Raw genomic sequence first — 234 nt, forward strand, 5'->3', positions numbered from 1 at the left:
TAATGTTTGTTTACCTATGCCTCCTGAAAGTGTAGCCATGATTTTATTTCAATTAGATTTAAAAGGCATTGCTTGTTCTAGAGGTAGTGCATGCCAAAGTGGTAGTACAAAAGCATCGCATGTTTTAGCTGAAATTTTAAATAAAGATGCTATTAAAAAACCATCATTACGTTTTTCTTTCAGCATATATAATACTAAAGAAGATGTAGACTATGTTATTGAAACCTTAAAGGG

General features: G+C 31.2%; 1 protein-coding gene. It reads left to right on the forward strand.

Annotation, left to right across the window (positions count from 1 at the left end; all coding sequences use genetic code 11):
• The coding region (locus FUA24_RS03805) for an aminotransferase class V-fold PLP-dependent enzyme (RefSeq protein ID WP_148540137.1) at positions 1 to 234 on the forward strand (234 nt) is incomplete at both ends.

It is taken from the genome of Seonamhaeicola marinus (assembly GCF_008085455.1).